The 21,339-nt window shown below is 58.1% G+C and carries 15 protein-coding genes; 7 read left to right on the top strand and 8 right to left on the bottom strand.

Annotated features, from left to right (window positions below; all coding sequences use genetic code 11):
- Nucleotides 1-2: 2 nt before the first annotated feature.
- Nucleotides 3-1,343, bottom strand: a complete 1,341-nt coding sequence (locus ABJM11_RS04360; protein WP_348293056.1) for a TRZ/ATZ family hydrolase — start codon at nt 1,341-1,343, stop codon at nt 3-5.
- A gap of 159 nt (nt 1,344-1,502) precedes the next feature.
- Between ABJM11_RS04360 and mtnA the strand changes: the two genes are divergently transcribed.
- Nucleotides 1,503-2,567: an S-methyl-5-thioribose-1-phosphate isomerase gene (mtnA, locus tag ABJM11_RS04365; protein ID WP_348293058.1), complete on the top strand. Its 1,065-nt coding sequence runs from the start codon at nt 1,503-1,505 to the stop codon at nt 2,565-2,567.
- Here the strand turns inward: mtnA and ABJM11_RS04370 are convergent.
- The 4 genes from ABJM11_RS04370 to ABJM11_RS04385 all read right to left on the bottom strand — a co-directional run bounded on the left by ABJM11_RS04370 (nt 2,556) and on the right by ABJM11_RS04385 (nt 9,143).
- On the bottom strand, nt 2,556-3,278 hold the full coding sequence (locus ABJM11_RS04370; protein ID WP_348293059.1) for a helix-turn-helix transcriptional regulator: 723 nt from the start codon (nt 3,276-3,278) through the stop codon (nt 2,556-2,558). The two genes, mtnA and ABJM11_RS04370, sit on opposite strands and share 12 nt — an antisense overlap.
- A 34-nt stretch (nt 3,279-3,312) precedes the next feature.
- Nucleotides 3,313-5,478 (bottom strand): carboxy terminal-processing peptidase, encoded by a 2,166-nt coding sequence (locus tag ABJM11_RS04375; RefSeq protein WP_407069959.1) that lies wholly within the window; start codon nt 5,476-5,478, stop codon nt 3,313-3,315.
- A 273-nt stretch (nt 5,479-5,751) separates the two neighbouring features.
- Nucleotides 5,752-7,902 carry a 3-hydroxyacyl-CoA dehydrogenase NAD-binding domain-containing protein gene (locus ABJM11_RS04380; protein WP_348293063.1) on the bottom strand — a complete coding sequence of 717 codons (2,151 nt, stop codon included), beginning with the start codon at nt 7,900-7,902 and terminating at the stop codon, nt 5,752-5,754.
- Nucleotides 7,903-7,934: 32 nt separating this feature from the next.
- Nucleotides 7,935-9,143 (bottom strand): acetyl-CoA C-acetyltransferase, encoded by a 1,209-nt coding sequence (locus ABJM11_RS04385; protein ID WP_348293065.1) that lies wholly within the window; start codon nt 9,141-9,143, stop codon nt 7,935-7,937.
- A 185-nt stretch (nt 9,144-9,328) separates the two neighbouring features.
- Here ABJM11_RS04385 and ABJM11_RS04390 point away from each other — a divergent pair, with 185 nt between their 5' ends.
- Nucleotides 9,329-9,595: a late competence development ComFB family protein gene (locus ABJM11_RS04390; protein WP_348293067.1), complete on the top strand. Its 267-nt coding sequence runs from the start codon at nt 9,329-9,331 to the stop codon at nt 9,593-9,595.
- Here ABJM11_RS04390 and ABJM11_RS04395 read toward each other — a convergent pair.
- The gene (locus ABJM11_RS04395; RefSeq protein WP_348293069.1) at nt 9,580-12,063 is read right to left on the bottom strand and encodes a DUF349 domain-containing protein; all 2,484 of its coding nucleotides are present in this window, start codon (nt 12,061-12,063) and stop codon (nt 9,580-9,582) included. The genes ABJM11_RS04390 and ABJM11_RS04395 overlap by 16 nt on opposite strands.
- Nucleotides 12,064-12,245: 182 nt before the next feature.
- Here ABJM11_RS04395 and ABJM11_RS04400 point away from each other — a divergent pair, with 182 nt between their 5' ends.
- A complete protein-coding gene (locus ABJM11_RS04400) occupies nt 12,246-12,713 on the top strand; it encodes a regulatory protein RecX (protein ID WP_348293071.1) in 468 nt (155 codons plus the stop codon).
- Here ABJM11_RS04400 and mltF read toward each other — a convergent pair.
- On the bottom strand, nt 12,708-14,225 hold the full coding sequence (gene mltF, locus ABJM11_RS04405) for a membrane-bound lytic murein transglycosylase MltF (protein WP_407069958.1): 1,518 nt from the start codon (nt 14,223-14,225) through the stop codon (nt 12,708-12,710). The two genes, ABJM11_RS04400 and mltF, sit on opposite strands and share 6 nt — an antisense overlap.
- A gap of 248 nt (nt 14,226-14,473) precedes the next feature.
- Here mltF and purL point away from each other — a divergent pair, with 248 nt between their 5' ends.
- The gene (gene purL / locus ABJM11_RS04410; RefSeq protein WP_348293073.1) at nt 14,474-18,379 is read left to right on the top strand and encodes a phosphoribosylformylglycinamidine synthase; all 3,906 of its coding nucleotides are present in this window, start codon (nt 14,474-14,476) and stop codon (nt 18,377-18,379) included.
- 462 nt (nt 18,380-18,841) lie between these two features.
- Entirely contained in the window at nt 18,842-19,153 is a 312-nt protein-coding gene (locus ABJM11_RS04415) for a YqfO family protein (RefSeq protein ID WP_348293074.1), read from the top strand.
- Between the two features lie 3 nt (nt 19,154-19,156).
- Here ABJM11_RS04415 and ABJM11_RS04420 read toward each other — a convergent pair whose 3' ends face one another.
- A complete protein-coding gene (locus ABJM11_RS04420; RefSeq protein WP_348293075.1) occupies nt 19,157-19,708 on the bottom strand; it encodes an NUDIX hydrolase in 552 nt (183 codons plus the stop codon).
- A 99-nt stretch (nt 19,709-19,807) separates the two neighbouring features.
- Between ABJM11_RS04420 and ABJM11_RS04425 the strand changes: the two genes are divergently transcribed.
- Nucleotides 19,808-20,395: a CoA pyrophosphatase gene (locus ABJM11_RS04425; RefSeq protein ID WP_348293076.1), complete on the top strand. Its 588-nt coding sequence runs from the start codon at nt 19,808-19,810 to the stop codon at nt 20,393-20,395.
- 236 nt (nt 20,396-20,631) lie between these two features.
- Nucleotides 20,632-21,324, top strand: a complete 693-nt coding sequence (locus ABJM11_RS04430) for a GntR family transcriptional regulator (RefSeq protein WP_348293077.1) — start codon at nt 20,632-20,634, stop codon at nt 21,322-21,324.
- Nucleotides 21,325-21,339 lie beyond the last annotated feature (15 nt).

Below are 21,339 nucleotides of genomic sequence, written 5' to 3' on the forward strand. Positions count from 1 at the left end.
CGTCAGCTGTTCTGCTGTTCGCGAATACGGTCCGCCCAGCCCCGGACGCGGAGCATCAGGTCTGGTACGTCAATACGGGTCAATGTGCCTTCCTGTACCTGGGGTACGCCGTTGATCCAGCTATGGCTTACCTGGCGGCCATGGTTGCTGTAAACAAGGTGTGAGGCCGGGTCGTAGACCGGTTGCAGGAACGGGTCGCTAAGGTCAACAGCAATGAGATCGGCCAGTTTACCAGCCTCCAGAGACCCGAGCTCATGGGCTCTTCCCAGTGCCTGCGCGCCCCTGATGGTGGCCATTGCCAGCGCTTCATGGGCGGAGAGTGCCGAGGCGTCGCCGGATACCGCTTTGGCCAGCATGGCCGCGGTAGTGAGCTCGCCGAACAGGTCCAGGTCGTTATTGCTGGCAGCGCCGTCAGTGCCAATGGCGACATTGATGCCGGCCTCGCGGAGTTTCTGCACCGGGGTCAGCCCGCTTGCCAGTTTGAGGTTGGATTCGGGGCAATGAATTACCTGGGTCCCGGTCGTTTTCAGCAATTGTATATCCGAGTCGTCGATCTGTGTCATGTGGACACACTGGGTTCCTGGCCCCAGAACCCCCAGCTCGGCCATTCGCCGAGTCGGCCGTATGCCGGTCTGCTCCAGGGCATCGGTGACTTCAGAGGCGGTTTCATGCAGGTGTATCTGGATCGGTACGCCGGTCGCCTGAGACAGCGCCACTGCTTTCGCAAGCGGAGCGTCCGATACGGTATAGGGGGCGTGAGGGCCAATGGCCGGCATGATGAACGGATCGTTCTGCCACTGGCGAATAAAGCCTTCGCCCTTGGAGAGATATTCCTCTGGCCCGGAGCCCCAGGGTGTGGGGAAGTCCAGAAGAGGGAAGCATACCTGGGCGCGCATGCCGGCGTCCCTGGCCATCTGGGCAACGATTTCCGGGAAAAAGTACATGTCGGAAAAGGTGGTGGTGCCGGTACGCAACATTTCCGCCATCGCCAGCTGGGTGCCGTCGGCAATGAATCTCTCACTGACAAACGCTCCTTCGGCGGGCCAGATATGGTCATTCAGCCAGGTCATCAGCGGCAGGTCATCCGCCAGACCACGGAACAGTGACATGGCGGCATGGCCATGCATGTTGATCAGGCCGGGAAGAACAACATGATTCGGCAGATCAATGGTTTCCTTGGCACGGAAGCGGGTATCGGCTTCTTCCCGGGAAACCACGGCGGCAATCCGCTCGCCCTGGATGAGCACCGCCTGATGTTCCAGAACCTCGTTCGCGGGCGCCACGGGGATAACCCAGCGTGCGTTGATCCGAATATCTGCTGCGGTAATGGTGTCTGCCGTCATTTACCCTGCCTTGGCCGGGCCGCCCGGTGTCCGTCCGTGCAGCCGAAGAATGTAGCCCGAAAGTATAGCGACCACCCGGGCCGAGAACTACCCTGGGGGCTGAGTTTGGGGCGCGATCACGGGTATACTGCCTTTTTGTAATCTCTCTGGAGTGACTGAATGAGCAAACCCCCTGTTTCTTCCGCCGGGCGTTCCGTTGGAACCGTTGCCATACGCTGGCATGGCGGCAGTCTCGAGCTGCTGGATCAGCGCCTGTTACCGGATCAGGAGCATTGGATTACGTTGGAAGGTGCCTCCGGCGTTGCCCAGTGTATCCGGGACATGGTGGTACGCGGTGCCCCGGCCATTGGCATCAGTGCGGCTTACGGGGTGGCCCTGGCCGCCCGCCACGCCGGTGGTGGCGACTGGAAAGCCGAGATCAAGCAGGCGATACGGGAGCTGGCAGCCTCGCGGCCGACGGCCGTAAATCTGTTCTGGGCACTTCAGGAAATGGAGCGCGAATTTGCTGCCTGTCATTCCCTGGATGAAGCCGTCAGACGGCTTGCTGATACCGCCGTTCGTATTCACGAGGAAGACCTGGCTGCCAATCTGACCATGGCGGATAACGCCCTGGAGTATATGGCGGCCAAAAAACCATTTTCCGTGCTCACTCACTGCAATACCGGGGCGCTGGCCACCGGGGGGTACGGAACTGCTCTGGGCGTGATCCGCCGGCTTCATGAAACGAAGCTGCTCAAGGAGGTATTTGCGGACGAGACCCGCCCCTGGCTACAGGGCAGCAGGCTGACCGCCTGGGAACTGTCGCGGGATGGTATTCCCGTCACCCTGAATGCCGACGGGGCTGCGGCTGCGATTATGGCTGCCGGAAAGGTGCGCTGGGTGATTGTCGGGGCGGATCGCATTACCGCCAATGGCGACGTTGCCAACAAGATCGGCACCTACAGCCTCGCTGTCCTGGCCCGTCATCACAAGGTGGGATTCATGGTGGTCGCGCCCTCAAGTACTGTGGATATGTCGCTGGAGTCCGGTAAGGATATCCCTATTGAAGAGAGGGAAGGCTCAGAGCTGAAGCAGATTAGGGGGATGGACATTGCGCCGGCGGGGGTAAGAGTGTTCAATCCGGTGTTCGATGTTACGCCGGCGAGCCTGATTGATGTGATCGTGACAGAGCAAGGGGTTGTCAGCACGCCCAATGTAACCGGAATGAAGACTCTATTCCGCTGAGTTGTCCGTTTTCGACCGCAACTGCGCCATTTCCTTTTCCTGCTCTTCGATGAAGTGCAGCGACATCTCGAAGCTTTGGCGGGTGAAGTCCAGGACCTTCTGGAATCCCTCGTCAGAGAGCGTGCGGGCATCGTCGTGGCTGCGGAAGATATTGATGAACTGACGCTCTCGCTCGAACTGCAGGGGCAGGCGGCCGACACCCCAGTCGTTGAGCACACGCCAGACTTCCGGGTTGTAATTGCGGGTGGTGCGAAGAATGAACGGGATGGGGTCGTTGCGGGCTATCAGTGCTGCCAGCCGGAGTATCAGCTCAAATGACAGGGTGGTGGTGCCGTTCTCGATGGCTTCCAGAACCGATTTGTCTTTCAGGTTCAGGGCTTCGCTCATTTCCGACAGGGTCAGCCCGGCCACTTCGCGGATGTCTTTGAGGGATTTTCCGGCTACCAGCATCATGCGTAGCTGGTCCTGGGAGTTCATCAGCGCCCGGCCAACTCTCAGGGAGGTATCGGTAGACCTTGCCGCAAATCGCAGCGCCGAACCGGTAAAGCCGGCAATGCGGTCAATGAGGGACTCTGATTCCTTGTTCTCTCCGGGGCTCGCTGAGCCCTGGACCTGTTCGACCTCTTCCATGGATCTCATGGCATGCATGGCATCCATAAGCATGCCTTCCAGCAGCCGGGCCCTGTTCCGGTCTTCTTCCCTCTCAGCCATGGCTAACGCCCGTTAACGGAGGAACTTGGGCCGCTCAGCGTGCCTGGGCCTGAGCAGCTATCTGTTTGGTGTCCAGGATGGACGCCATGCGCTGATCAAGCTCCAGCATGTCGGCCATGATGTTGCCGCCCTCATGAACGATAAAGTCCATTTCCTCGTCGGTGCTGTCGAGGTCAGCTGCCTGCTGGTCCTGCCAGTCATCCAGCTCTTCCAGGCTATCGAATGGCTCGCCGCCATGAATCTCGCGGCGGGCATTGGCAATGCTCAGTCGCGTACGCTCGATCTGCGACTGGTGCTCCTTGCGGGCGTCGATGTTGAGGCTGACTGAGGTCTGTTCCCGCTGCTGTTTGAGAAACTCGATCTCTTTCTGCAGCAACTGGAATTCGGGGTGGTCTTCAAACCGGTTGTCATGGCGTGTGCGTAGCTCGTCAATCACGCTGCTGAAGTCATAGTAGCGGGTATGGGGTACGGCTTCGATCTGGTCCCAGGGCAGGGCATGGTCCAGGGCATCTTCGCCGATGCGGGTCTTGTCGACCCGTGAAGGGATCTCGATATCGGGAATCACGCCCTTGTGTTGCGTGGACCCGCCCGAAACCCTGTAGAACTTGCTCTGGGTAATCTTGAGCTGGCCATGGTTCAGTGGGCGCACTGCCTGCACCGTGCCCTTGCCAAAGGTTTGGGAGCCTACCACCAGGCCGCGGCCATAATCCTGAATCGCCCCAGCGAAGATTTCCGAAGCAGAGGCACTCATGCGGTTGACCAGAACCACCAGCGGGCCGTCGTAGGAAACCGAAGGGTCCTCGTCGTTCAGTACCTGCACATCGTTGTTGGAATTGCGGATCTGAACCGTGGGGCCTTTCTCGATAAACAGGCCGACCAGATCGTTGGCTTCGTGAAGGGCGCCGCCGCCATTGTTACGGAGGTCCATTACTATACCGTCAATGCCCTCGGCCTTGAGCTCGTCAATCAGTTTGCGAACATCGCGGGTGGTGCTCTTGTAGTTCGGGTCACCGTTCTGCATCGCCTTGAAATCGGCGTAGAAGGTGGGGATGTGGATCACACCGATGCGGAAGGTGTCATTGCCCCGCTCAAATTCGATCACTTCCTTGCTGGCGCTCTGCTCTTCCAGCTTCACTTTGTCGCGTTTTATGGCAATGGTTTCGGTGACGGTCTCGTCGGGGGCATCCGCCGGAATGACTTCCAGGGTGACGGTGGATTCCCGCGGCCCGCGAATAAGGTCCACTACTTCGTCAAGGCGCCAGCCAATCACGTTGACCACTTTGTCTTCATCCTCCTGGCGGACGGACACAATACGGTCAGCCGGTTCCAGCTGCCCCTGCTTGGCGGCAGGCCCGCCCGGTACCAGGCGCACCACTTTGGTGTACTCGTTGTCTGACTGCAACACGGCCCCGATGCCTTCCAGCGAGAGGCTCATGTTGATGTTGAAGTTCTCGGAGGTGCGCGGTGAGAAATAGGACGTATGCGGGTCCCACATGCCGGCAAAGGCGTTCATGTAGGCCTGGAAGGCATCCTCGCTGCGGGCCTGATAGGCGCGCTTTAACTGGCCTTCGTAACGACGGCGAAGAGCTTCTTCGATACCCTCATCGTCGCTACCGTTGAGGCGCTGGGCGAGTACCGCGTTCTTGATTCTCTTCATCCACAGTGCGTCCAGCGCTTCCTTGTCGGCCTCCCAATCGGCCTCGGAGCGATCCAGCAGGATGCTTTCTTCGGCCTTGAAGTCGAGCTTGTCGATACCGTCATCAATAACGCCCAGGGCAAACTCAAGGCGTTGGATAACGCGCTGCTGCACCAGGTTGTAGATGTCGAAGCCGGGCTGAAGCTGGCCGGTTTTCAGGGCCGATCCAAGCCCCAGGCGTATGGCATTGAGTTTCTCGATGTCCTTTTGAGTCAGGTAGATGCGCTGACCATCCAGGTATTCCAGGTAGGCATCAAACACGTCCCCGGAGAGGGCGTCGTTAATGCTCATGTCGCGGAAATGGGTGAACTGCAATTGTCGCGCAATCAGGATGTTGGCCCTGGCCTGTTCAACCGTCGGGGATACAGGCACGTAGGCTTTGTCGGTATCCACCTTCGCTGATACCGGCAGGGCGAGAGCCAGCGCCAGCGTCAGGATGGCTGCCTGTGTGCCGGCTTTGCTGGAGTTGCTGCAACGGTTGAAAAATCGTTCCGCGATGCTCATAAGCTTGTATACCTGACGGTGGGTGGCGATACGAAGATCAGCGGAACGGGCATTAGTGCAGCAACCGCTGGTGAAGGCCATACGCATTCTGGATATCGCCGGATTGGCTCATGATTTTATTGTAGGCAAGCGCAGGTGCGGTTGCCATAGCGTTGAAGTATCGGTTCGTGACAATCTGTCCATGAAGTGGTCAGGTACGTAAGCGGGAAAGCGCACCAACCGGGCTGGAACCCTTGCCGGAGTGAACAGTTCCCCGGCAAGGGGAGGCAGGTGTCAGTTGATGGTTGTGTTGGTCTCTGCCTTTTCCAGCAACAGGGCCGGTGGTGAGAAGCGGTCACCAAAACGCTCCGCGAGATTTTTCGCCCGTTCTGCGAAGGCTCTCACACCGTACTGGTTGATGAACTGGATGGCGCCGCCAGTCCAGGGCGCAAACCCGATCCCGAAAATGCTGCCGATATTGGCGTCTTCAACAGTCCGCAGCACACCTTCCTCCAGGCAGCGAACGGTTTCGATCGCCTGAATGAACAGGATTCGGTCCTTCAGGTCTTGCAGGTCCGTCTCCCGGGCTTTTTTCTGGTCCACAAACAGGGTTTCCAGTTCCGGCCACAGGTGTTTCCTGCCCGACTCAGGATACTCGTAGAATCCAGCCCCGGCGGCCTTGCCCTTGCGGTTGTGGCTGGCAACCATCTGGTCGATCACCGCCTCCGCGGGGTGGGCATTCCAGGTCTTTTCGGCTGCTTCGGTGTCTTTCTTGCTCTGATCCCGGATGTGCTGCATCAGTGTCATGCTCACCTCGTCAGAAATGGCGAGCGGGCCCACCGGCATTCCGGCAAGAACACCGGCATTCTCGATGCTGGCCGGGTGAATGCCTTCGCCCAGCATGGCAATGCCTTCGTTGACAAAGGTGCCGAACACGCGGGAGGTGAAGAAGCCGCGGCTGTCGTTTACCACAATGGGGATCTTGCCGATCTGCTGCACGTAGTCAAAAGCGCGGGCGAGGGTGTCGTCGGAGGTTCTGGCACCTACGATGATTTCCACCAGTTGCATCTTGTCAACCGGGGAGAAAAAGTGCAGGCCAATGAAGTTGTCCGGCGCTGCTGAGGCCTCCGCCAGTTGCGTGATGGGAATGGTGGAGGTGTTGGACGCAAAGATACCGTTACTGGCCAGCCTGGCCTCCGCTTCCTGAGTCACTTTTGCTTTCAGCTCGCTGTCTTCGAAGACGGCTTCGATGACGAGGTCGCAACCTTCAAGGTCATCGGCGGAACTCGTGGCCCTGATACGGTCAAGCACCTCGGTTTTCTGCTCTTCGGTCATGCGGCCGCGGCTGACTTTCTTTGCCAGCAGTTTTTCCGAATAGGCTTTGCCTTTCTCGGCATTTTCGGTGGAAACATCCTTTAGGACCACGTTGATGCCGCGGGTCGCGGTGGAATAGGCAATGCCCGCGCCCATCATGCCAGCCCCCAGGACCCCAACCTTGCGGAAGGTTTCCTTTTCCACGCCTTCTGGGCGGCTTTCACCGGCATTCACTGCATTGAGCTGGAACCAGAAGGTGCCGGTCATGTTCTTTGCGACCTGGCCGGTAACGAGCTCCGCGAAGTAACGGGTTTCGATCAGGCTGCCATTGTTGAAGTCCACCTGGGCGCCCTCTACGGCTGCTGACAGGATACGTTCCGGTGCCGGGTAGCAGCCTTTGGTCTTCTGTTTGAGCATGGCCGGCGCGATGGCGAGTTTCTGGGCCATGGCCGGGTGATGGGGCGCGCCGCCGGGGAATTTGAAGCCTTTCTGATCCCACGGTTGCTGGCTTTTCGGGTTGGCTTCGATAAAGGCCCGGGCCTTTCCCATCATATCGTCGATGGACGAGGCAAGTTCGTCCACGATGCCGGCCTTGAGGGCGGCTTTCGGGTTCACCTTCTTGCCTTCCATCAGGTAAGGGAAGGCGGCCTCAAGGCCGATCATCCGGGGCAGCCGCTGGGTGCCGCCACCGCCAGGCAAAAGCCCGAGGGTCACTTCAGGCAGGCCCAGCTGGATTCTGTCGTCGTCCATGACGACGCGGTGATGACAGGCCAGGCAGATTTCCAGGCCGCCACCGAGGGCAGAGCCGTTGATGGCTGCAACAACTGGCTTGCCACTGGTTTCGAGGGCGCGCATCTCGGCCTTTAGGCCGTTGACCATGTCTTCAAAGACAGTGGCATCTTCCCGGGTAACCTTGTGAAGTTCCTTCAGGTCGCCGCCGGCAAAAAACGTTTTCTTGGCGGACGTGATAATGATGCCGCGAATGTTGTCCAGGTCGTTTTTGACCTTGCTCACCGTTTCGGTCAGGCCCGTGCGGAAGTCGGCGTTCATGGTGTTGGCTGACTGATCCGGCATGTCGATGGTCAGGGTCAGGATGTGGTCTGAACCCAGGTCGTAGTGAATGGCACTCATAGTCGGTTCTCCTCTCAGAATCAGTGGTCGGCTCAGACGCGCTCAATGATGCTGGCAATACCCATTCCGCCACCCACACACAGGGTGGCCAGGCCGTAGCGCAGCTCTCTCCGCTCCAGTTCGTCGAGCAGGGTGCCCAGGATCATGGCACCGGTCGCCCCCAGGGGGTGGCCCATGGCGATGGCGCCGCCGTTGACGTTTACTTTCTCGTCGGGAACCGACAGTTCTCTCTGGAAACGCATGACCACGGAAGCAAAGGCTTCGTTGACTTCAAACAGGTCGATCTGGTCCGCTGTCATGCCGGCCTTTTCCAGTGCCTTGCGGGCTGCCGGGGCGGGCCCGGTCAGCATGATGGTGGGGTCGGTGCTGGTAACCGCTGTTGCCAGGATGCGGGCGCGGGGTCTGAGCCCCATAGCCTTGCCCTTGGCTTCGCTGCCGATCAGCATTGCCGTGGCGCCGTCGACGATGCCGGAGGAGTTCCCGGCGTGGTGTACGTGATTTATCTTTTCCACGTAGTGATATTTTTCCCGGGCAACACCGTCAAAGCCCATCTCGCCCATCATCTGGAACGAGGGCTTGAGACCGGACAGGGATTCCACGGTGGTATTGCCGCGCACATGTTCGTCGCGGTCCAGGATCATCACGCCATTCTGATCGGTGATGGGGATGATGGATCTGGAGAAATAGCCTTTTTGCCAGGCGTTGGCGGCTTTTTGCTGGGATTTTACTGCAAAGCCGTCCACGTCTTCCCGGCTGAAGCCCTCCAGGGTGGCGATCAGGTCAGCACCGATGCCCTGGGGCATGAAGCCGGTATGCAGGTTGGTGGCCGGGTCGGTTGCCCAGGCACCACCGTCTGATCCCATGGGCACCCGGGACATGGCCTCAACACCCCCGGCAACCACAAGGTCTTCCCAGCCGGAACGGACTTTCATGGCCGCCAGGTTGACGGCTTCAAGGCCAGAGGCGCAGAACCGGTTGAGCGTCACGCCAGCGACCACTTCGTCCCAGTCCGCTGCCAGGGCCGCCGTTTTGGCAATATCTGCACCCTGGTCACCTACGGCAGTGACGCAGCCCATAACGATGTCATCAACCTGGGCGGTGTCCAGGCTGTTTCTTTCCTGCAGTGCCTTGAGCACGGTGGTCAGCAGTGAGATGGGTTTGACGCTGTGCAGGGAACCGTCTTTCTTGCCGCGCCCCCGGGGGGTGCGTACGGCATCGAAGATATAGGCTTCGGTGGTCATTTCCTGTCCTCTGTTGGTCTTTGACTCGGGAGTAGCATTTTCAGAGGCTAACCATAGCGGTTTGCAGCCTCAATGCGTAATGACGTGCGCTGCCAATCCCATTGGCGAAACTGCTCACGCGGATCATGACATTTCCCGCCGGTGGATCTATGTTGTAGACAGGTATCAGAAGCAGGAGTTGCGAGATGTCCCTGAGAGACGCGATTGATAACTTTTATGAGCCCCTGGTTGCCGAAGCCATTGATGAAACCAGGGAGGAGGGAGAGAGCCAGGATTTTCTGGCGGATGTGATGTGCGTGGCTTTGAACCGCCTACCGGCAAAATACTATCGCCATAGCATCGACATGATGTTCTACCTCGCCGATGGCGAACTCGAAACCATGAAAAAACACTCCCTGTCCGCCGTACAGGAGGCCAGGGAGTTTGTCAGGGCCCATCAGCGCGACGACTGACCTTCGTGCCCCAGAACAGCTTCCAGTGCACGGCCCAGGCGCTGGGCCAGGGGCTCGCTTACCACGTCCACTGGTTGCACCACGCACCAGTTTGCAACCAGCATTTCAAGTTGCTGTGACTTGTCTTTATCGCCGGCCGCGTTACCCATTCCTTCGGCAAGTCGCTGTACCTGGATTTCCATACGGCGACCCTGGTCTTCGACGGGGGAGGGAACCTCGGCCAGTATCTCCGCCCGAATTACAAGCTCTGCAGGGTCTGGCTGACCGATATTTGCAGCCAGTTCCGCCCAATGTCCGGGCAAGGCGTCGTTGTCCAGGGTGCTGGTGCTTCTGGCCGTAATCCAGTGCGTCCAGGTTTCAATCTGTTCCTGCAACTTGCGGTTGGCGGCGAGGGCGGCAAGGCGGTTACGTTCATCGTGAACCTGCTCCCGGGCGCCTGAAGACAAAGGCTCATTTGTCAGTGCGTTCAGGTCCGTCAGGCTCGCCTGCAGGGTGTCTGCGCTGGCGCCGACGCCCAGCGACTTGCTGGTGGCAATGACCGGTTCTGCCTTTTCATCCGCTTCACGGGTAAGTTGTTCCTGCTCATTCTTGTGGGCATCACGGCGCGCGAAAATCTGGTCGCAGGCCTTGCGAAACGCCTGCCACAGCTTCCTGTCTTCGCGATGGCGGGTGATGCCGATGCTGGTCCACTCGCTTTGCAGGGATTTGGCGTGATTCATTGCCTCAGCCAGGGGCTCGTGCTCAATCAGCGCCTCTGCCCGTTCCACAATGGCCTGTTTGAGCGCTTCATTTTTCCTGCGCTCTTCGTCCAGGGGCTCTTCGAGTTGCTTGAGAAGGTCATCGAACAGCTTCTGTACCTGCCGGTTGTCGCGGAACTCTACCGGCCACGCTGCTTTCCACTCTTCCCGGGCGGTCTGATGGATTCGCTCGGCGGCTTTCCAGTCGATGGTTTGCCAGTCTGCGTTGTCGAGGAAGGTGCGCAGTTCCTCGCAGATGGTCTTTCTGGTTTCCAGGTTCGCTTTTTTCAGCCCCGATTTGGCAGAAAAATAGGCTTTGCAGGGTTCATAAGCCAGGTCCGAGGCTTTCTTGAATCGTGACCAAAGGTCGCGGTCCGATGAGCCGCCCAGGTCACGCCATTCGTTCTGCAGTTCCTTGATGCGTTCGGCTTTGGCTTCCGGCTCCATGGGCTGGTCAGCAAGATATTCCATCTGTTCGCATAGGGAGATCTGTTTCGGGCGGGTGGCAAAGCCCTGCCAGTCGGTTAGTTCACGAAGCTGTCCCCCCAGCAGGTGCATTCTCGGCTGCAAGGGTTTGCTGTGGCGGTGGTCCAGGTTTTTAAGCTGTTGTTGCGCGGCTTTGAAATGCTGGCGGGATTCCTTCAGTTGCCTGGCTTCCAGTGCAGTGTCCAGCTTGTCCAGGGTCTGCCGCAAAGCGTCGGACAGTTGTTTCTGCTCCCCGGTGTCCGGCTGGGCTGGTTTCGAGGAGCGGGGCTTGCCGGCAATACGGTAGAGGCCATCGAGCAGGGAAGGACGGCGGAAGTCTTTCGGCCAATCTACCGCTTCGAGCACTTCCCTGGCTTTCTGTGTAGCTGCCTCTTCGTCTGGCTCGCCTTCAACAGGGTTCTGCAGCTCGGTGATCTCTTCTTTATGTTGGCTCAGGCGTTTGACAGCGGCTATATAGGCCCGCAGGGACTGCATCAGGTTTTCGTAGGATTTCTGTTCCTGCTTGTCGACCTGAGTGTCCCGGGTTGCTTCCAGCCAGCGGTTTTCCTGGGTTTTCTGCAGGGCATCCAGAGAGGCCAGGGAAGGCTCGAGGTCCGGATCCTGCTGTTTCAGTTCATTCAGGGTGCCTTCCAGTAGCGACAGGGTGTCTGCCCGCTGGCTTCGCTGTTCCTGCTGCTGCCTGAGTTGCTCTTTTTCTGCGTGCATCAGGCCAAGGCGTTCACGGATCTGGTGAACTGCCTGCAGGAAATCGGTGGTCTGCTCCCGGGAAGCCTGTGATTCAACGTCTGCCCATTTCTGCAACAAGGCTTCAAAACGGGCTTCATACAGTTTCGTATCGTCACTGCGGGCCTGGTCGGTGGCATTGCGTACCAGTGTCTGGATGGTGTCGGCCAGCTGGCGCTGTTGCTCCTCTTCATCACGGATATGCTGGAGTTTCTGGCGTACCGCCTGATAGACGCCCTTGTCCTTCCCCTTGGCAAGCTTCTGTACGCGTTGCAGCGCCGCTTTATCGGCCAGCGCTTCGGTAGCTTCAATGCGGATGCCGGATGTCATGCCGCCGGTGGCCAGTTCTTCAAGCTGGCCCTCAGAAGGGGCGGACTTGAGGATTTCGACTTGCTGCTCATGCTTGTCATCCTGCCTGTTTACCTTTTCCAGATTTCCAGGCGTTGGCTCCCGGCGAATCGCGGCAGGGGCGGGTGTGTTTGCCTTGCGAGTTCTGAACAGTTTCTGGATGAATGCAGCCATGGGGGTATCCTTTGATATTGAAACCAGTTCCCGGTGCCGGCAAAGTAAGCCTGCACCGACCATCGGCCTTATCCGGTGTTCCGGATGCCGGGTACGTCAGCTGATTGTCCCGGTTTCATCGGGCAGCCTTAGCGAGTGGGGGCTAGTCTAGCGTTTTGTCGGCATTTGCGGGAAGAGTCAGAATGGGAAAAGCATCAAATCAGGACGATCAGGATCACAAGGCCCGCTCGGCCGCGCTGCGTCTGCTGGCCCGCAGGGAGCATAGTCGTCTCGAGTTGTCCCTCAAGCTACGGCAGAGAAAAATTGAACCTGACATTATAGAGCGCGTTCTGGATGACTATGAAGCCGAAGGCTGGTTGAGCGATGAGCGGTTTGCCGATGTCTATGCGCGTCAGAGGATGGACCTTGGGTACGGCCCGCTCAGAATTCTGGCCGAGCTTCAGCAGCGGGGGATCCATACTTCGCCCGACTGTGTCCGCAAAATGACCGATGCCGATTGGACGGAGCGGGCCGTATTGCTGCGGGAGAAGCGGTTTGGTCTGAGTGATATTGGTGAAGACTGGGATGAAAAGGTCCGCCAGGCACGATTTCTGGCGCGAAGAGGATTCGCTTCCTATCAGGTCGAGTCAGCGCTGGAGCGGCGGCTATAACGTTGGGGGAACGAAGCCGAGCTCACTTGGCAGGCTTGCCCGGGTTTCCTGGCCGGACGAAGTGCCGCCGGGGCGGATGATCTTTTCCATGCCTTCAAGATCCTTGAACCAGGGCTCCTTCGGTGCTTCGGCAACGTTCGTGGGCTCCGTCATCCAGGCCAGAACGTCGTAATAGCGTCGGATATTCTGCACGTAAATCACCGGTTCGTGGCCACGGGCGTAGCCAAAACGGGTTTTGGAATACCACTCTTTCTGAGTCAGCAGCGGCAGAAATTCCTTGACGTCCATCCAGCGGTCAGGGTTCTTTCCGGCACCCTCGGTCAGCCGGCGGGCATCTTCCACATGGCCCCAGCCCACGTTGTATGAAGCCAGCGCAAACCAGGTACGGTCCGGCTCCTGAATACGCTCGGGAACCTTACGGTGAACCATGGTGAAATACTTTGCCCCGCCCTGAATACTCTGCTCCACATCAAGCCGGTTCTTTATGCCGATATAATTGGCGGTGGTACGGGTCAACATCATCAGTCCGCGCACGCCAGTGGGGGATACGGCATTGGGGCGCCAGTGGGATTCCTGGTAACCGATAGCGGCGAGAAGGCGCCAGTCCAGCTCGTAGGTGGTCGCATAATCACGAAACAGGGGTTCATACTTGGGCAAGCGGTTTTCCACATGGTGGACAAAGGTGCGCGCACCGACGTAACTGAGGCGGTCCAGGTGGCCGTAGAAGCGCTCCGATATCTGCGCCAGGGCGCCACTCTCTCTCAGCTCGCCGATGAAATCCCGGGCCGCCTTCGCCAGGCTCTGGTCCTGCTCCCCGGGGAACAGCCACAGGAGGTCTTCCGGCTCGCCCAGGCTGAACGCGCGTTTGACCATCGGGAAGAATACGTGATTGAGATCGAGCTCGTTGGAGGAGACGATGGCCAGCGGGTACTCTCCTGACTCAACCCGGGCCAGTATGCCGGCTGCATCCAGCCCTGAGTGAACCTGCCACTGCAGGCCTGTAAGTTCCGCCTGCAGTTGCGCCAGGTGGTGTTCGTGGTTGCTGTCTGCAACGAGGTGGAGAGTCTGTCCTTCCAGGTCTTCGATGGATTCCGGGCGGTCTGTGTCGCGGTTGTAGACCACCACGGACTCTGCCTCCACGCCATTGGAGACCGTGTGGTACCGACCGGGAAAATCCGGGCGGGCAGAAAGCCCGGCTAACCCGATGTGGGCGTAGTCCTCGTCGATCACCGAGAGTACACCGGTGTTGTCGTCCGCTACCCGCACCTTGAGCTCCACGCCCAGGTCATCGGCGAACAGGCGGGCCAGCTCGTAGTCATAGCCAGTGGGGCCGTCGCGTCCTTCGTAGTAAACAGAAGGAGCATCACGGGTGATAACGTGCAACACACCCTCAGAGCGGATCTCCTGAAGAGTGCTTGGCCTGGAACACCCGGTAGTCACGAGGGCTATCGCAAGCAGGCACGTGTACCTTGCCAGTGCGAGAACCCGCGGTTGGCGATTTGTTGTTTGCAAATTCTGAACTCCCTGTCCTGGCCTTAATAATCCCCGGTCGGAGGGTGCCGGTCAATGGAGGTGATCATTTTATATGCAAAACAATGTGAAATGCATAGGGCAGGTTATGACCTTTTGACGCTGTATCCCGAACCCCGTTTCGAGTATCATTGCGGCCTTTCAAATGGCCAGCATTTCCCTGTTACCGGACTCTCCGGCGAACAGGAGGCATGCCCCGGCTCCCAGTTTCGCGCGTACAGGTTTTGATCATGCTTGAACTTCGCGGCGCTCCTGCGCTTTCGCCCTTTCGCTCCCGCAAGCTGCATACCCGCATTCAGGACATCGTTCCCGAGGTGGATCATGTGTATGCAGAGTTCATGCATTTCACGGACCTTGAGGCCCCGCTTTCCGAGTCGGACCAGGCGGTACTGGACCGGTTGCTGACGTATGGCCCCAGTGTTCCCGTCGAAGAACCTGACGGAGTACTGTTCCTGGTGGTTCCACGCCCAGGCACCCTGTCGCCCTGGTCCAGCAAGGCTACCGATATAGCGCGCAATTGCGGATTAAAACAGATCCGGCGGATCGAACGGGGTACGGCCTACTATATAAAGGCCAGTCGTAAACTGGGCCTGGCGCAGAGAGAAAAGATTGCGGCGCTGCTTCACGACCGCATGACTCAGAAAGTGTTCCACGAGATGGGTGGGGCAGAGCTGTTGTTCCACACTGATGAGCCTCGTACTCTCAATCGCATTCCGGTGCTGTCCGGCGGACGTCAGGCTCTGGTGGACGCCAACCGTTCACTCGGCCTTGCACTGGCGGAAGACGAAATTGACTACCTGGTCGAGTCCTTTTCCGATCTAGAGCGGGACCCTACCGATGTTGAGCTGATGATGTTCGCCCAGGCCAACTCGGAGCACTGCCGCCACAAGATATTCAACGCCTCCTGGGACATCGACGGGGAGGGGCAGGAAAAATCCCTGTTCGCCATGATCCGCAATACCTTTGAAATGAACAGCGAAGGCGTACTGTCGGCCTACAAGGACAACGCGTCGGTGATTGCCGGCAGCCGCGGCGGCCGTTTCTTCCCGGAGCCGGAAACCGGTGTTTACCGTTACCACGATGAAGACATCCACATTCTGATGAAGGTGGAAACCCACAACCACCCCACGGCGATTGCTCCTGCGGCTGGCGCTGCAACGGGCTCCGGTGGGGAAATTCGTGATGAGGGGGCAACCGGTCGTGGTTCAAAACCAAAGGCGGGATTGTCCGGTTTTACGGTTTCCAACCTGAATCTGCCGGACGATCCACAGCCCTGGGAGCTGGGGTACGGTAAACCGGACAGGATTGCCTCCCCGCTGGATATCATGATTGAAGGCCCTATCGGTGGTGCGGCTTTCAATAACGAATTCGGGCGCCCGAACCTCGCCGGTTATTTCCGTACCTTCGAGGAACTGGTGCCCGGAGCCGGTGGAGAGGAAGTTCGCGGCTATCACAAGCCTATTATGATTGCCGGTGGTCTGGGTAATATCCGTGCCAGCCACGTGGAGAAGGGTGCCATCCCTGTAGGTGCCAAACTGATCGTATTGGGCGGGCCATCGATGCTGATCGGGCTCGGCGGAGGGGCAGCGTCCTCTATGGACTCCGGCTCCAGTAACGAAAACCTGGACTTTGCTTCGGTTCAGCGTGACAACCCCGAAATGGAGCGCCGCTGTCAGGAGGTAATTGACCGGTGCTGGCAGATGGGTAACGACAACCCCATCTGCTTTATTCACGACGTTGGCGCAGGCGGTCTTTCCAATGCCATGCCCGAGCTGGTGAAAGACGGCGGCCGTGGTGGTCGTTTTGAGTTGCGGGACATCCCCAGTGACGAGCCTGGCATGTCGCCCCTGGAAATCTGGTGCAACGAATCCCAGGAACGTTACGTGATGGCTGTTGCGCCGGAGAACCTCGAGCAGTTCGATGCGCTCTGCCGCCGCGAGCGCTGCCCTTACGCAGTGATTGGGGAAGCGACAGAAACGCATCACCTTGAACTGGGCGATTCCTACTTCGACGACCGTCCGGTGGACCTGCCCATGGAGGTGCTTTTCGGCAAGCCACCGCGGATGCACCGGAGCGTTTCCCGCTCCTCGTTTACCAAGCCCATTTTCGATTCCACCAGAATTGACCTGCAGGACGCCATCAATCGTGTTCTCCGGCTGCCATCGGTGGGGTCCAAGAGTTTCCTGATTACCATTGGCGATCGCACGATCACCGGTCTTGTAGCGCGGGATCAGATGGCGGGCCCCTGGCAGGTGCCGGTCAGCGATGTGGCGGTTACTTCTTCATCGTTTGATGTGAAGTCCGGGGAAGCCATGGCAATGGGCGAGCGTACGCCGATCGCCGTCATTGACGCGCCGGCGTCCGGGCGAATGGCGGTTGGTGAAGTGATTACCAATCTGGCGGCGGCGCCAATTGCCAGGCTGTCGGATATCCGTTTGTCCGCCAACTGGATGGCCGCAGCAGGTCACCCCGGCGAGGACGAAAACCTCTACGAAACAGTACGCGCTGTGGGTATGGAGCTCTGTCCGGCGCTGGGCATCACAATTCCGGTGGGCAAGGACTCCATGTCCATGAAAACCGTCTGGGAAGAAGACAATGGTGACCAGAAGAGTGTGACTTCACCTTTGTCGCTGATCGTCAGTGGTTTCGCACCGGTGACGGACGTTGACCGAACGTTGACGCCGGAACTGGTTACCGATGCCGGCGAAACGGACCTGATTCTGATTGATCTGGCAGCCGGGCAGAACCGCCTGGGCGGCTCCGCCCTGACACAGGTCTACAGCCAGGTGGGGGCAGTGGCGCCGGACCTGGATGATCCGGAAGACATCAAGGCCTTTTTTGCGGTGATTCAGGGGCTGAACGCAGACGGCAAGTTGCTGGCCTACCATGATCGCTCTGATGGTGGCCTGTTTGTGACGCTGGCGGAGATGAGCTTCGCCGCGCGCTCAGGAATTGATATCAAGCTGGATGGGCTGGCGGAAGACTCATCCCAGTTCCCGCGCGAGCTCTTCAATGAGGAGCTCGGGGCGGTCATTCAGGTCCGGCGTGAGGAAACCGGTTTCGTTCTGCAGCAGTTCTCGGCGGCGGGCCTGGGGGATCACACATCGGTGATCGGTACTCTCAACCAGGACGATTGCATTCGCTATACCTTCGAAGGCGATGACGTCATTGCCCGGCCGCGGGCTGTTCTACAACGTCTGTGGGCGGAAACCAGTTACCGCGTGCAGGCACTGCGCGACAATGCTGACTGTGCCCGGGAAGAATTTGATAACCTCCTGGATGCTGATGATCCAGGCCTCCATGCCAAGCTGACCTTTGATATCAGCGAGGATGTCTCCGCGCCCTATATCAATAAGGGCGCCCGACCAAAGATTGCGGTATTGCGGGAGCAGGGGGTCAATGGCCAGGTCGAAATGGCGGCAGCCTTTGACCGTGCAGGATTCGAATCGATTGATGTCCATATGAGTGACCTGCTGTCAGGCCGGGCATCTCTTGAAAACTTCAATAGCCTGGTGGCCTGTGGCGGCTTCTCTTATGGCGATGTGCTCGGTGCAGGAGAGGGTTGGGCCAAGTCCATTCTGTTCAGTGACCGGGTTCGCGACCAGTTTGCCGCGTTCTTCAATCGTCAGGACACTCTCGCGCTGGGCGTGTGTAATGGCTGCCAGATGCTGTCCAATCTTCATGAGCTGATTCCCGGCAGTGAGGGTTGGCCCCGCTTCGTCCGCAATCAGTCAGAGCAGTTTGAGGCCAGGCTGGTGATGGCCGAGGTGACGCCGTCTCCCTCTGCCTTTATGGAAGGCATGGTGGGGTCCAGAATGCCTGTTGCGGTTGCGCATGGTGAGGGGAGAGTCGAATTTGCCTCCGGCACGTCAGCGGAACAGCTAAGCGACGGCGAGCTCGTGGCACTGCGGTATGTGGACAACCGGGGCGACGTTACTACACGCTACCCCTACAACCCCAACGGCTCTGAAGCGGGCATTACTGGTGTGACTACCAGAGACGGCCGGGTCACCATAATGATGCCGCATCCTGAACGGGTCTTCCGCACCTCCCAGCACTCGTGGCACCCGAAGGAGTGGGGAGAAGATGCTCCCTGGATGCGTATGTTCCGCAACGCGAGGCGCTGGTTCGAATAAGCCCTGACAGGCGCTGAAAAGCCGGCCCGGATACACCTTTAAGGTGACTGTTCCAGGGCCGGCTTTTTTATTTCCGGAACTCGAGAATGCGACGGTTTTCAAGGGAAATTTTTGTTTATAAGTGCGAAAATTCCCTTGACTAAAATACTTTATGCACATTTCTGGCGCCTTGTTGTGCGTTCCTTGAGCAAAGCGCTGGTTTCAGGTTCATTTTTTGCTCAGTGTTCATAGGTTATTGAAAAATAACGATTTAATGAAGTAGGTGAATTTGTCGCCAATTTAACGAAAGTGTAGCAATAACGGGGGGTGAGGGCATGTTCCCAAAAACTTTCCCCAGAGTTATCCACAGATTCTGTGGGTAAGTAGCTAACTGCTTAATCTGTACAAAAAATATGCGCATTGGCATGGCCTAAACCGGAATCGTCAATGCTGCTTAACGTCTTTGAGAGGAGCTGAGTGGCCATGTACAAAATGTGTTATTTCGTTCCGGAGAGTCACCTTGAAGTCACCAAGGCCGCGCTGTTTGAATCCGGTGCTGGCCGTATAGGAGACTACGACTGTTGTGCCTGGCAGTGTAGGGGGCAGGGGCAGTTCCGCCCGCTGGAGGGGAGCAACCCTTTTCTTGGTCAAGCGGGCGACGTGGAGCGGGTTGATGAGTATCGCGTAGAGCTGGTGTGCAGGGACGAGCTGATCCGGGCCGCCGTTCAGGCGCTCAAGGAATCACATCCCTACGAAGAGCCTGCTTACGAAGTGTTTCGCATGGAGGACGTGTAGAGACTATTTCCCCACGGGCTTCATCCGATAACGGATGTCGTCCACATGTACCGGGAAGTGCTCTTTCTGCACATCTTCCAGGTAAAGCTCCAGGGTACGACGAACGGTCGGAAAAGACAGCTCATCCCAGGGAATGTCCTCCAGGGCAAACAGCCGGGTTTCCAGGGATTCCTGGCCGGCGCCAAACGCTTCACTGGTAAGGGTCGCGCGGTAAAACATGTGGACCTGGTCGATGTGTGGCACATGAATTATGGTGTAAAGATTGTCCACGGTGACTTCGGCCAGCGCCTCTTCCCAGGTTTCCCGCGTTGCGGCTTCAAGGGTGGTTTCCGAGTTTTCCATGAATCCCGCGGGCAGGGTCCAGTAACCATAGCGAGGTTCGATGGCTCTCCGGCACAACAGAACCTGCCCCTGCCATATCGGCACCGTCCCCGCGACAATTCTGGGGTTCTGGTAATGTATGGTTTCGCAGCTTATGCACACATAACGGTGACGATTGTCGCCTTCAGGGACGCGCTGTTCGACAGGGTGGCCGCAGGTACTGCAGTATTTCATTCGTTTCACCGTATACTGGACAATTGTGTGGTAGCAGGTGTAACTATCGGTGCTGCCGGCCTCTCATTCAATAGTTCGATGTAAAAACGGAGCCGTGTTTTGCGTGATCTTCTTACCGAACGCCTCTCAGGTTATGTTCCCCGATTGCTGACACTTGACTACCCCGAAGCGGGCGTGCTGGTTCCTGTAACCGACAACCGCAGCAACCCTGAAATCGTTTTTACCCTGCGGTCTGAAAATCTGAGTACTCACCGGGGGCAGGTGTCTTTCCCCGGCGGTCGCCGTGACCCGGAAGACAAGTCCATTGCCGACACCGCCTTGCGGGAAACCCACGAAGAAATCGGGCTGCCTCCGGAGCAGGTCCAGCTCATTGCGCCTCTGAGCCAGGTGATGTCGCTGCATCAGATACTGGTAACTCCATACGTTGGAGTAATACCCGGCGATCACCCGCTGACCGCCAACCCCGCGGAAATTGAAAGCATATTCAGGGTGCCTGTTGAATTTTTTCTGGAAGACAAACGCCACCGCACTGATCCGCTGAATTTTCTCAACAATACCTTTTACGTACCCTGCTACCGGTGGGAGCGCTACCAGATATGGGGGCTTTCCGCTGTGGTACTGGTTGATTTCCTGAACGCGGTTTACGATGCGGGCATTGACCTGCTTGAGCCGCCGCAGCGAGGCTGATTCTTTCCTTCCTACCGATCATAAAGCCTGTTCATCCGGGCCAGCGCTGCTTTCCTGATTTCCATGGTGTTTCCGAGCTCCCTGTTCCCGACGGAACGGGGACGGGTGGCTTTGCGTTCAGAAAAAGTGTTCAAAAATTAGACTAAAGTCTAATGTGATTACGAAACAATCAGGTATTACATGGTGAATACTGTATGCAAACGGCAATCAGGGAGATGCGTCGTGGAGTTTGTTCAATGAAGAAAATACAGGCCGAGAAGAACCTGCCGGAGCTTATTTACGACTCGGTCGTGAATGCCATCGTGGAAGGTCTGCTCAAGCCGGGTGAGCGGGTTACCCAGGAAACGCTGGCCGAGAGGCTGGATGTCTCACGGTTACCCGTCAGCCAGGCCATGCAGCGTCTTCGGGATGACGGGTTCCTCTCCGCAGTGGGGCGCCGGGGCCTGATGGTTTCGGTGCTGGATGAAAATTTTGTGGCCCAGCTGTACGAATTCCGCTGCGGGATCGACCTGGTCAGTGCCGGGCTTGCTGCTCAGCGGGTGGATGCCGGGGCGCGTAAGCGCGGAGAAGACATTATTGCTGAGGGGTATGCAGCCGGAAAGGCCCATGACCTCCCTGCGCTTATCGATGCTGACATGCGCTTTCACGGTTTTATTTACGAGCTGGCGGGAAACATGTTCATCCTGGATTCGATGGAAGCCCACTGGAATCACGTAAGACGAGTGATGAGTGACATTCTCATCGTTGAGAAAAACCAGCAACAGATATGGGAAGAGCACGAGGCCATACTTAATGCGGTGTTGGCCGGTGACGTGCGGAAAGCTGAAATGCTTGCGAGGCAGCATGTGGAGACTGCATCAGAATGGCTTCAGCAGGAAATTCAAAGCTCACGCGAACCGCTTAAAAGAAGCGGTAGCGCGACTATCTGATCCAAGGAGAATGCG

Origin of the sequence: Marinobacter sp. (assembly GCF_039977835.1) — a bacterium.
Classification (GTDB): domain Bacteria; phylum Pseudomonadota; class Gammaproteobacteria; order Pseudomonadales; family Oleiphilaceae; genus Marinobacter.

Bases quoted from the DNA above. Each gene is read 5' to 3' on its own strand.
- ABJM11_RS04360 (WP_348293056.1), bottom strand. From the start codon at position 1,343: ATGACGGCAGACACCATTACCGCAGCAGATATTCGGATCAACGCACGC.
- mtnA (WP_348293058.1), top strand. From the start codon at position 1,503: ATGAGCAAACCCCCTGTTTCTTCCGCCGGGCGTTCCGTTGGAACCGTT.
- ABJM11_RS04370 (WP_348293059.1), bottom strand. From the start codon at position 3,278: ATGGCTGAGAGGGAAGAAGACCGGAACAGGGCCCGGCTGCTGGAAGGC.
- ABJM11_RS04375 (WP_407069959.1), bottom strand. From the start codon at position 5,478: ATGAGCATCGCGGAACGATTTTTCAACCGTTGCAGCAACTCCAGCAAA.
- ABJM11_RS04380 (WP_348293063.1), bottom strand. From the start codon at position 7,902: ATGAGTGCCATTCACTACGACCTGGGTTCAGACCACATCCTGACCCTG.
- ABJM11_RS04385 (WP_348293065.1), bottom strand. From the start codon at position 9,143: ATGACCACCGAAGCCTATATCTTCGATGCCGTACGCACCCCCCGGGGG.
- ABJM11_RS04390 (WP_348293067.1), top strand. From the start codon at position 9,329: ATGTCCCTGAGAGACGCGATTGATAACTTTTATGAGCCCCTGGTTGCC.
- ABJM11_RS04395 (WP_348293069.1), bottom strand. From the start codon at position 12,063: ATGGCTGCATTCATCCAGAAACTGTTCAGAACTCGCAAGGCAAACACA.
- ABJM11_RS04400 (WP_348293071.1), top strand. From the start codon at position 12,246: ATGGGAAAAGCATCAAATCAGGACGATCAGGATCACAAGGCCCGCTCG.
- purL (WP_348293073.1), top strand. From the start codon at position 14,474: ATGCTTGAACTTCGCGGCGCTCCTGCGCTTTCGCCCTTTCGCTCCCGC.
- ABJM11_RS04415 (WP_348293074.1), top strand. From the start codon at position 18,842: ATGTACAAAATGTGTTATTTCGTTCCGGAGAGTCACCTTGAAGTCACC.
- ABJM11_RS04420 (WP_348293075.1), bottom strand. From the start codon at position 19,708: ATGAAATACTGCAGTACCTGCGGCCACCCTGTCGAACAGCGCGTCCCT.
- ABJM11_RS04430 (WP_348293077.1), top strand. From the start codon at position 20,632: ATGAAGAAAATACAGGCCGAGAAGAACCTGCCGGAGCTTATTTACGAC.